Raw genomic sequence first — 10,022 nt, 5'->3', positions numbered from 1 at the left:
ACTGTGGGAGCGGGCTTGCTCGCGATGAGGCCGGCACATCCGAAATTGAAGGCGACTGACACGACGCCATCGCGAGCAAGCTCGCTCCCACATTTTTTGATCCCGGCCGTACACAGGCTTTGTGTTCACCGCAGATCCACTGTGGGAGCGAGCTTGCTCGCGATGAGGCCGGTACATTCAACATTGATGGTGGGTGTCAGGTGTGGCTGTAGCGCTTGCGATAAGCACCCGGTGACACGCCGAAGCGCGATTTGAAGGCCGACGAGAAGTAGCTCGAATCCGAGAAGCCCCAGGCATAACACAGCGCCGACAGCTTCTGCTCGACATCGGCGCGGCGCAGGTTTTCGGCGCAGAAGTCCAGGCGGCGATGCTTGATGTACTGCGCCACCACCAGCCCGCGCTTGGAGAACATCCGGTACAGGCCGCGCACGGAAATCCCGACTTCACGGGCGATCAACTCGGGGCACAGTTCCTCGTCGCTCAGATGTGCGTCGATGAAGGCGATGATCTTGCGGAACTGTCGCTCATGGGGATCGGCCGCGCTGTCCCGGGCGCTGATACCCGGCAACAACAAACTGGCGAGGGCATCGAGCACGGCCTCGCTTTCCTGCATGTCCAGCCCTTCCTGCTGGCGAGTCTCCAGCACCAGCTTGTTGGCCATCGCCGCCAGCGGACTGCTGGCCGCGATGCGCGTGGCGCAGTTGACGGCATTGAAATGCGAACCACGCTCGACCACCTGGCGCGGAAGAATCAGCGACAGCTGTCGGCAATCGTCATGGTAGGTCATGTCGCTCGGACGGCTGGCGTCGATCAGCGCGATGTCGCCACAGCCCAGTTGCGCGCGGTTGTCGCCCTGCTCCAGCTGTGAACTGCCACGCATCTGGAACACGGCGTAGTAGTGGCCGTCGCTGCTGGTGCTGACGTCCTTGCTGGTGCGATACAAATGCACATGCGCCATGTCGACCACACTGAGGTTGATTGCACCGCTGCGAAATTCCGCCAGTTCGCCGTAGAAATCAGTGTCCAGTGCCCGCGCGTCGAAACGCCCACAGGCCTGGTTCACCTGGCTCAACCAACTTTCGAACGCCTCGTTGCGCACCGTCGATGCTGTAGTCATGTCCGCAAAGCCTCACGTTTTTGTTGTTATTTTTCGACCGCTTCATCGAGCGGTTCGTCAAAACCGTTGTTTCTGTAGCCATCGCCTCCCTCGACGGCCGCCGGGCGCCCATTCAACAGGCTCCGGCGCACGCTTTCCAGCCTTCCCGAGGCTTAAATGTCCAATACCAGACGAGCGGAAAGCGCCCGTGACACACAGGCGCAGATCTGCTTGTTGGACGCCTTTTCCTTGTTCGACAGGCAGTTGTCGCGGTGCTCCGGTACGCCGTCCAGCACCTCGACGATGCAGGTGCCGCAAATGCCTTCGCGGCATTCGGTGTCGATGTCGCAACCGTGGGCCTGCAGCACGTCGACCAGACTGGCGTCGGCCGGCACGTGCAGCACCACGCCGGAACTGGCCAGCTCCACTTCGAAACCGCCGGCCGGGGCGCTGTTGGCCGCCGGGTCCGCCGCGAAGTGTTCGAGGTGAATGGCCTCATCCGGGCGACTGCGCGAAGCCACTGCCACCACGGTGTTCATGAAGGGTGCCGGGCCGCAGGTGTAGACGTGGGCGGCGCTGCCGGCACGCTCCAGGCATTCACTCAACGCTGCGTCGAGATCCGCGGGCTCCACGCCGTAGTGAAACTCCACGTGATCGGAAAAACGGGTCGCCAACAGCTCGGTAAACGCGGCGTACTGCGCCGAACGGGCGAAATAATGCAGGCGATACGGCTGGCCGCTTTCCGCCAGCTTGTAGGCCATGCTCAGCAGCGGCGTGACACCGATACCGGCGGCGAACAGCAGGTGTTCACTGGCACTTTCATCGAGACGGAACAGGTTGCGCGGCGCGCCCATTTCCAGCTCCATGCCCTCCTCGACCTGCTCGTGCAACGCCAGCGAACCGCCGCGCGACTGCGCTTCTTTCTTCACCGCCACCAGGTAGGCACGGCGATCCTGCGGCGGGCTGCACAGCGAATACTGGCGGGTCACCCCGGTCGGCCCGGTCAGGTCGACGTGGGCACCCGGTTCATAGGTGTCGAGCGGCTGGCCGTCACTGCGCACGAGGCGAAAGGAGCGGATATCCAGCGCTTCGTCGACGATCCTTTCGATCTTCACCTTCATCATTGCATCACCTGAATACACTTGGTTGAGTTTAACTACCCCCCTGTAGGAGCTGCCGCAGGCTGCGATCTTTTGATTTTGTTTTATAAAATCAAGATCAAAAGATCGCAGCCTGCGGCAGCTCCTACAGGGGGGTGTGCTGTTTAGCGCATGAACAAGCCGCCGTTGATGTCCCAGCACGCGCCCGTTACGGAGGCGGCGTTGTCGGCGATCAGCAGCAACACGCTGTCGGCGATGAACGCTGGATCACCGAGGGTGCCGGCCGGGATCATTTTCAGGATCTGCTCCAGACGCTCCGGCGCCACGGTTTCGCGCACCACCGGCAAGTCCAGCGGACCCGGCGAGATGCTGTTGACCGTCACCCCTTGCGGCGCCAGTTCACGGGCGAAAACCTTGGTCAGGGTCGCCACGCCGCCCTTGGCCGCCGCGTAGTGCGCGCCGGTGGCGGTACCGCCGTTCTGCCCGGCCAGCGACGCGATGTTGACGATGCGCCCGAAGCCACGCTCGGCAAAGTGCGCACCGAACACCTGGCAGGCCACGAAGGTGCCGCGCAGGTTGATCGCCATCGACTCGTCGAACTCTTCTGGCGTGATGTCCATCAGCGCCGCGACTTTCGACACGCCGGCGTTGTTCACCAGAATGTCGGTGCCGCCCCACTGCCCGACGAGCAGGTCGCGGGCACGCTGGAAGTCGGCCTTGCTGCGCACATCCAGCTCGATGGCCATGGCGCTGGCGCCGCTGCCATCGAGTTGCAAAGCCAGTTGCTGCACGCCGTCGAGGCGCACATCCGCCAGGGCCACGCGATAACCTGCCGCGTGCAGACGGCGGGCGATGCACTCGCCCAGCCCGCGCGAGGCACCCGTTACGAGGGCTACTCGACTCATGTGGGTACCCTCACAAAAGGAAGCCGAGCGCGCTCAGGCTGTCGGTGGAGTTGATCAGGCGCACCACCTTGCGTTCCAGGGTCGGTACGCCGTCGGTGAAGCGGATGCGGTGGTTCAGCTCGGCCACGAATGGCGTGTGCACGCCGCGCTTGTAGGCGTACAGCAGCTGCGCGGAATTCACTTCGACGATGTCACCGGCCGCTTCCACCAGACGGAAACGCGAGACGGTGCGAATGGTTTTCGCCGCGTCCACCGCCGACGGCGAGAAGCCGGCGCTCAGGCGTTCGATGCGCAGGGCACGCATGCGTGCATCGTCGTAGGCGTAGTTGAGGGTCGCTTCGAAATCCTCGGTGTCCGGGTCGATCGGCACGATGTACTTGCCGCTGTCGCTCCACAGGGTCGCCCATTCGGCATAGTTCTTGTGGTCGAGCAGTTCGGCTTCGCGCCAGATGAATTCGATGGCCTGGGCCAGGGGACCTGCAAAACCGTTCAGGGTGTCGTGATTGCTCATTGGCTCATCATCCTTTTCCACATGTCGTAGGCACCGCGCATGCCGCCTTCGTCGGTGGCGTGGCTGACCTTGTCGCCGTTTTCAGCGGTGATTTCGCGGTTCAGGCCGCGGTTGACCAGGATCGGTGCGTCGACGCCGGCATACGAGCCGCGCTGTACGCGGTCCCAGGCTTCGGCATCGTCGGGGCTGCCGAAACCGAACGGGCCCTGGAAGTGTTCGTGGATGCGCATGCGTTCGCGGTTGGCGATTTCCGGGCCGCCGTCCATGCCGAGGGCCACGTGACGGATCTCGGTTTCGGTGACCGACACCGGACGCAGCACGCGGAAGAACGACATCGACATCGCCACGTTGGGGAACAGGTTCAGGTTGAAACCGGCGCCGTGCAGCGAACGCACGATGCGACGGACCTGATCGGCCGGCAGGGTTTTCGACAGCTCTTCGGTGACGTGGGCGAAGCGCTCCTGCAACTGTTCGGTGCCGTCGTCGTGATCCAGGTCGACGTGCTCCGGCACCATCACCATCACGCTATGGCCGTTGCCCAGGGAGTGGGTCACGGCTTGTTCGTCGGTCATGAACGAGAGCATTTCCGAGGTTTCTTCGTCCACCGACGACATGAACGACTTGTGCACGATCGGGAAGTGATAACCGTCGGTGGTGTTTTCCAGCTGGATCTTCCAGTTGCCCTTGAAGCTGAACTTGTGTTCACCCTGGGTCTTGATCGGGTAGCCGGCGCCCTGCTTCATGAACAGGTCCATCCAGTGTCTGGCACCGCCGAGGAAGTCTTCCAGCGGTTCGATCTCGTCGTTGTAGCTGGCGAAGACCATGCCGGCGTAGCTTTCGACGCGCAGGCTGGTCAGCGGCAGCTCGGACTTCTCCAGGATGCCTTCGTAACCGTCCGGATACGGCAGCGCCCGCAGCTTGCCGTCCAGGCCATAGGACCAGCTGTGGTACGGGCAGGTGAAACCGGTGGCGTTGCCCTTGTGCTTCTCGCACACGGTGGCGCCGCGGTGGCGGCAACGGTTTTCCAGCACGTTGATGGTGTTCTTCTTGTCGCGCACGACGATCACCGGGCGACGGCCGATGGTGGCGGTCTTGAAGTCGCCGCTGTTGCGCACTTCGCTTTCGTGGGCCACCCACACCCAGGTGCGGTAGAAAATCTTTTCCAGCTCGGCTTCGAACAGCGCCGGGTCGTTGTACAGCGAGACGTCGACGCGGTCGTGACTGACCAGGTCTTCGGGGCTTTTCGACGTTGCGATCAGCCGGTATTCATGAGTGCTCATGCGGTTCTCCTCATGGCTTCTTTTCAGATTTGGGTTGTAGAGGCTTGAAGTTGCGCACCAAAGGCGCAGACCAGCTCGTCCTGACCTTTGCGGCCGACGATTTGCAGGCCGACTTTCAATCCGCCGCAATCGAGTTCCACCGGCACCGTCAGCGCCGGGTGGCCGCTGAGGTTGAAAGGCCGCACCAGCGGGGTCATGCCGGCCACGGCCTTGCTGCCGGCGCGGGCTTCGCTGAGGGTTGGCGGCAAGGTCGGCAGCGTCGGCAACAGCAATACGGCAAAGTCTTCCAGCGCCGCATCCACCTGTTGCGTGAAGCGCGTACGCACGGCCTCTGCCTCTGCGAGCTCTTCACGCGTAGTACGGCTGGCCGCCAGCAGGCGTGTCTCGACATCGGCGCCGATCAGGCCTTTGCCGGTGAGATGACCGAACGCGGCCCAGTTTTCAAAGTTGATCACGGTCAGGCCGGCGGCGAACGCGGCTTCGAATTCGCTCAGGTGCAGGTGGCTGCGACGCCAGCCGGCACGGTCGGCCGCGGCACCGAGACTGGCTTGCAGATGCGCGTCACAGGCCACGTCGAGGAAGCCGACTTTCGCGCCGTCTGCGGGCAGTCCCTGCACGTCAAAACCTGGGCAAATCACCTGCATGGCGGCGATCAGATCGTCCATGGTCCTGGCGAACGGCCCGACGCAATCGAGGCTGGATTCCAGTGGATGCGCACCGATGCGGCTGACACGGCCATAGGTCGGCTTGAGCCCGGCGATACCGCAGCACGCTGCCGGCACCCGCACCGAACCTCCGGTGTCGGTGCCGATGGCGATGTCTGCCAGGCCGGCGGCGACCGCCGAGGCCGAACCGCTGGAGGAACCGCCCGGCACCCGGTCCGGCGCCTGCGGGTTCACCGGTGTGCCGGTCCAGTCGTTGATGCCGGTCACGCCGAAGGCCAGTTCATGCAGGTTGGTCTTGCCGACGATCTGCCAGCCGGCGTCGAGGATCGCGTCGACCACTTCGGCGTTTTTCGTTGCAGCGGGTGCATCGGCGAAGGCACGGCTGCCCGAGCGGGTCGGGTGGCCGGCGATGTCGATGGAGTCCTTGATGGCCACGCGCTTGCCGTTGCCACCGAGGAGGAATTCGCTGATGAAAGTACTCATGTGCCCGCTCCCAAAGTGAAGAGCTCCATGTTGAACAGCCGTTGCGTGCGGAAATGGGCGATCAGCCAAGTGCCGTCGACGCAGCGGAAATCGATGTTCAGCCGCGTGCCGAACAGCTCGCTGCGGCCATCGGCGTAGGTCGAGATCTGCTGCATGATCCACTGCCCCTGCGCCCGATCACCGTCGACCACGATCGACTCGCTGGTGAGGTAATGCAGGTTCAGTCGGAAGTGGTCCGAAGGCGGCAGGTAACCGCCGACAAATGCGGCCACGGCCTCGCGTCCACGGTGTTGGCCGAAGGTCTGCGCGGTCTGGCTGCCGACGCCTTCCCAGATCGCATCCTCAGTGAATAACCGGGCCAGATCGCTGACGTGGGTGACAGCCCTCGGCACATCGCACAGGTCCATGTAGCGCGCCATCAAACGGCGCACCGCGCTTTCCCCTTCGAGCGTCTGAAGACGCTGCAGCAAGGCCTCGTTCATGGCTTACACCCTGGCCGCGTCAGGGATGGTCAGCGGGCGACCGATGCGCGCTTCCACCTTGGCGTAGCGCCACAGGCTGTACTCACCCACCGGCGTGGTGCGAAACAGGTTGCAGGCGTCGATCACCGACTGGTGGCAGTCGACGTCGGCCATGATGTACACCGTCCAGGGCGAGGTGGTCGACGGGCCGACCATCAGGCGGTCGTCGTCCATGGCACCGAGCACGGTGATGCCGGGCATGGCGCCGAGGGAGCCCATCATCTGGCTGAAGCCCTTCCACACGCTCAGGCCTTCGCCGGTGGGCAGGTCGAAAAAGTTCTGGGTGATGCCGATGCAGAAGACGACGCGCAACGGTTCCTGGGTAGCTTGGGACATGGTGTTGATCCTTGAAAAAGTAATGAAAAATCAGATGTAGCCCGGGAACGGCGGCACGCCGAGGAACACCGAGCCGGCGCCGTCGTACAGCCCTTCGCTGAGGAAGGCGTGCTGGGTCACCACCATCGAGTCACGCAGGTAGCGTTGCAGCGGATGACGCAGGTAAATCGCGGTGGTCCCGGCCAGGCTGTAGGCGCTCTGCACCACCTCGGCACCCGCCTGGGAGACATGGATCGCCGACAGGCGCAGCAGGCTGGTCTGCTCCGGCGTGACCGGGTTGCCGGCCAGGATCGAGTTCCACACCTGTTCGGTGGCGTTGTAGAAGAACCCCCGTGCGGCCATCAGCTTGGCTTCGGCCCTGGCGATCTCGATGCGCACGTAAGCGCGGTCGGCCATTTTCGGCGCACCGGTAATGCCGCCAGCGCCGGCCATGCGGCTGATTTCGTCCAGCGCTGCACGGGCCAGGCCGAGGTTGACCACCGCCAGCACTTGCGCGGCGTAGGCGATCGACGGGTAGCGGAACAGCGGTTCGTCGATGGTGGCGGCACCGCCACGGATGAAGGTCCAGCGGTCCTCGACGAATTTGTCGGTGACACGCAGGTCATGGCTGCCGGTACCCTTGAGGCCGACCACATCCCAGTTCTCGACGATCTCGACCTGGCTGGCCGGGAACACCGCCGTGCGCGGTTTGCCGCCCGCCCCACTGGCGCCGATGCCGACACCCAGCAGGTCCGCGCCTTTGCTGCCGCTGGCGAACTTCCAGGTGCCGTTGACCTGCCAGCCGCCTTCCACCGCCTCGGCTGGCTGCAACGGGAACAACCCGCCGGCGAACACCAGGTCCGGGCTCTCGGCGTAGATTTCAGCCAGGGTTTGCGGTGGCAAGGCCGCCAGGTAGACACCGGCGCTGCCGAAGCTGGCGACCCAGCCCGCCGAGCCGTCGGCTTCGGAGATGCGTTCGATCATGTGCAGGAACAACGCCGGTGCCAGGGCGTCGCCGCCGTAGCATTTCGGCGTGGCGGCGCGGTAGATGCCCACCTGCTTGAAGCGCTCGATCATGTCCCGAGGCACGTGGGAGCCGGCGTCGAATTCCTCGCGGCGTTGGCGAACCTCATCCAGCACCTGCTCAAATAGCTGACTCTCGACCATTGGCACGACCGGGCCGGACACAGGGTCTTGTTGCCGCAGCATGGGCTAGTTCTCCGTTTTGATTATTGTTAGAGGGCTCCACCGCTCCTTGTAGGAGCGAGCTTGCTCGCGATGGTCGTCAACGATGACGCTGGAAACCTGGCACCCCGTGGCGCTCTCAGGTTCATCGCGAGCAAGCTCGCTCCTACAAGGGTCGGGTCGTTGCCCTTGCATTGGAGTCCAGTGTAAAAACCGCATCCACCCGCCACTATTGGTGCGTGCAGCCCCCTCGCTAAAGAAAACCCCTAGGTCCACGCCGGTTACCTCTGAGCGCATCGCGCTGTGCGAGCAGGTATAAAACGCCATACTGCAAATCTCTGCCGCCAAGGGCCGTGCGATGTACCTTCCAAAACCGAACGACTTTTTTGCCCTGATCGAAGCCATGCCGCTGTGCATCATTCTTCATGACGCGCACACCAAGGAGATTCTCTGGGCCAACGCCGCTGCCCTGGCGGCGCTGGGCTTTACCCTGGAGGAACTGACGCCGCTCAAGGCCCCGGACATGACCCGCGATGCGCCGAAGTACCGGCGTTCGGTCGGCTTGCGCTGGCTCGAAGGCGCGGCGCGCACCGGGCAGCGCGCCATCGAGTGGTGCTATCGCTCCAAGCAAGGGGTGGAGATTCTTTCCGAGGCGGTGGCGACCCTGGTGCACCTGGACGGTCGCGACGTGTTGATGGTGCAGTTCCGCGACATCTCCAAAGAGGACAAGGTCAAGCGCGACCTCAAGCGGTTCGAGAGCCGGCTCAAGGCTTTCATGCAGGACCTGGCCGAAGGCGTGGCGGTGCTCGGCCCCGAAGGTGATATCCGTTTTATCAGCGACTCCGGCGCGCACCTGCTCAACAGCGAAGTGCACCAGCTGATGGGCAAGAACTTCCTGGCCTGGTGCGACGACGCATCCAGCCAGCGCCTGCTGCAACAGTTTGCCCATGAAACGCCGGAGCACGCGCCGTTCAACGTGCATTACAAGGTGCAGCGCCGCGATGGCGAGTGGCGCTGGCATGACGCGACCTGCCGCTACATCGAGATCGAGGATGATCTGGTCGGCCATCTGCTGCTGTTCCGCGACGTCACCGAGCAGGTCCAGGCCGAGGAGGCGCGGCGGGTCAGCGAGCAGAAGCTCGAGTACCTGGCGCGCTACAACGCCATGGGTGAAATGGCCGTGGCCATCGCCCACGAACTGAGCCAACCCTTGGCCGCCACCCGCAACTTCATCGAAGGCACGATGATTCGCCTGGGCAACGCCGGCGAAACCGATCAGGACGTCGCCTGGGGTTTGCAAAACGCGGTACGGCAAATCGAGCATGCCTCGGTGATCATCAAGAGCGTGCGCGATTACGTGGTCAAGCTGGAGCAATCCGAACAGCGGGTCGACCTTAATGAGCTGCTGCGCGAAACCCGCTACTTCATCAGCCTGCGGGCCGATCCGAGCCGGGTGCGCGTGGAAATCATCGCCTCGCCCGAACCGCTGATGGTGAGTTGCGAGAAGGTGCTGATCGGCCAGGTGATCCTCAACCTGGCCTTCAACGCCATCGAAGAAATGGCCGACCTGCCGGCCGAACGCCGCGTGTTGCGTATCCAGGCCAGCCGCGACAACGAGGTGGCGCTGGTGCGAATCGAAGACTGCGGCCGTGGCATCCAGGCCCAGGCGCAGGAGAAGCTGTTCGACGGCTTTTTTTCTTCCAAAGTCAGCGGCAACGGCATTGGCCTGGCGCTGTGCAAGAACATCATCGGCCGCCACCGGGGCGATATCTGGGCGCAAAACCTGGCGCCGTGCGGCGCGGTCTTCAGCTTTTCCCTTCCCCTCGCTTAAAGCAAAGATCGCAGCCTGCGGTGTAGTGGTTCATTTTTTTTGAACCGCTCTGTAGGAGCATTAAGCCGCCTGTTGCTCATACAGCGCAGGCGGCAAGTTGTTCGAGGCAGAGTGGCAACGGCGATGGTTG

10 protein-coding genes and 1 pseudogene are annotated in these 10,022 nt (G+C 63.5%); 2 read left to right on the top strand and 9 right to left on the bottom strand.

Annotated features, from left to right (window positions below; genetic code table 11):
* Positions 1 to 196 precede the first annotated feature (196 nt).
* The 9 genes from feaR to KW838_RS29150 all read right to left on the bottom strand — a co-directional run bounded on the left by feaR (position 197) and on the right by KW838_RS29150 (position 8,085).
* Complete coding sequence (feaR, locus tag KW838_RS29190; RefSeq protein ID WP_218504368.1) at positions 197 to 1,117, bottom strand: transcriptional regulator FeaR; 921 nt, start codon at positions 1,115 to 1,117, stop codon at positions 197 to 199.
* A 152-nt stretch (positions 1,118 to 1,269) separates the two neighbouring features.
* Positions 1,270 to 2,220 carry a PDR/VanB family oxidoreductase gene (locus KW838_RS29185; RefSeq protein WP_218504367.1) on the bottom strand — a complete coding sequence of 317 codons (951 nt, stop codon included), beginning with the start codon at positions 2,218 to 2,220 and terminating at the stop codon, positions 1,270 to 1,272.
* Positions 2,221 to 2,360: 140 nt separating this feature from the next.
* Entirely contained in the window at positions 2,361 to 3,101 is a 741-nt protein-coding gene (locus tag KW838_RS29180) for an SDR family NAD(P)-dependent oxidoreductase (protein WP_218504366.1), read from the bottom strand.
* 10 nt (positions 3,102 to 3,111) lie between these two features.
* Positions 3,112 to 3,612 carry an aromatic-ring-hydroxylating dioxygenase subunit beta gene (locus tag KW838_RS29175; protein WP_218479966.1) on the bottom strand — a complete coding sequence of 167 codons (501 nt, stop codon included), beginning with the start codon at positions 3,610 to 3,612 and terminating at the stop codon, positions 3,112 to 3,114.
* Entirely contained in the window at positions 3,609 to 4,892 is a 1,284-nt protein-coding gene (locus KW838_RS29170) for a Rieske 2Fe-2S domain-containing protein (protein WP_102701674.1), read from the bottom strand. The genes KW838_RS29175 and KW838_RS29170 overlap by 4 nt, the downstream gene beginning before the upstream one ends.
* 23 nt (positions 4,893 to 4,915) lie before the next feature.
* Positions 4,916 to 6,040 carry an amidase gene (locus KW838_RS29165; RefSeq protein ID WP_218504365.1) on the bottom strand — a complete coding sequence of 375 codons (1,125 nt, stop codon included), beginning with the start codon at positions 6,038 to 6,040 and terminating at the stop codon, positions 4,916 to 4,918.
* Complete coding sequence (locus tag KW838_RS29160) at positions 6,037 to 6,522, bottom strand: nuclear transport factor 2 family protein (RefSeq protein WP_218504364.1); 486 nt, start codon at positions 6,520 to 6,522, stop codon at positions 6,037 to 6,039. The genes KW838_RS29165 and KW838_RS29160 overlap by 4 nt, the downstream gene beginning before the upstream one ends.
* A gap of 3 nt (positions 6,523 to 6,525) precedes the next feature.
* Positions 6,526 to 6,897 (bottom strand): hypothetical protein, encoded by a 372-nt coding sequence (locus KW838_RS29155; protein ID WP_007978123.1) that lies wholly within the window; start codon positions 6,895 to 6,897, stop codon positions 6,526 to 6,528.
* A gap of 30 nt (positions 6,898 to 6,927) precedes the next feature.
* Entirely contained in the window at positions 6,928 to 8,085 is a 1,158-nt protein-coding gene (locus KW838_RS29150) for an acyl-CoA dehydrogenase family protein (RefSeq protein ID WP_218504363.1), read from the bottom strand.
* Positions 8,086 to 8,154: 69 nt separating this feature from the next.
* On the opposite strand from KW838_RS29150, the pseudogene KW838_RS30040 reads away from it, so the two are divergent.
* Together KW838_RS30040 and KW838_RS29145 are read left to right on the top strand one after the other, a co-directional pair.
* Positions 8,155 to 8,232: pseudogene (locus tag KW838_RS30040) on the top strand (outer membrane lipoprotein carrier protein LolA); the annotation flags it as partial.
* 187 nt (positions 8,233 to 8,419) lie between these two features.
* The gene (locus tag KW838_RS29145) at positions 8,420 to 9,892 is read left to right on the top strand and encodes a sensor histidine kinase (protein ID WP_218504362.1); all 1,473 of its coding nucleotides are present in this window, start codon (positions 8,420 to 8,422) and stop codon (positions 9,890 to 9,892) included.
* The last annotated feature ends 130 nt before the right edge of the window (positions 9,893 to 10,022 follow it).

The sequence above is a fragment of the Pseudomonas sp. PDM27 genome, assembly GCF_019219205.1.
In the GTDB taxonomy this organism is placed as follows: Bacteria; Pseudomonadota; Gammaproteobacteria; order Pseudomonadales; family Pseudomonadaceae; genus Aquipseudomonas; species Aquipseudomonas laurylsulfatiphila.
The sequence above is the reverse complement of the archived record's forward strand: the minus strand, read 5'-3'. Positions and strand labels throughout refer to the sequence as shown.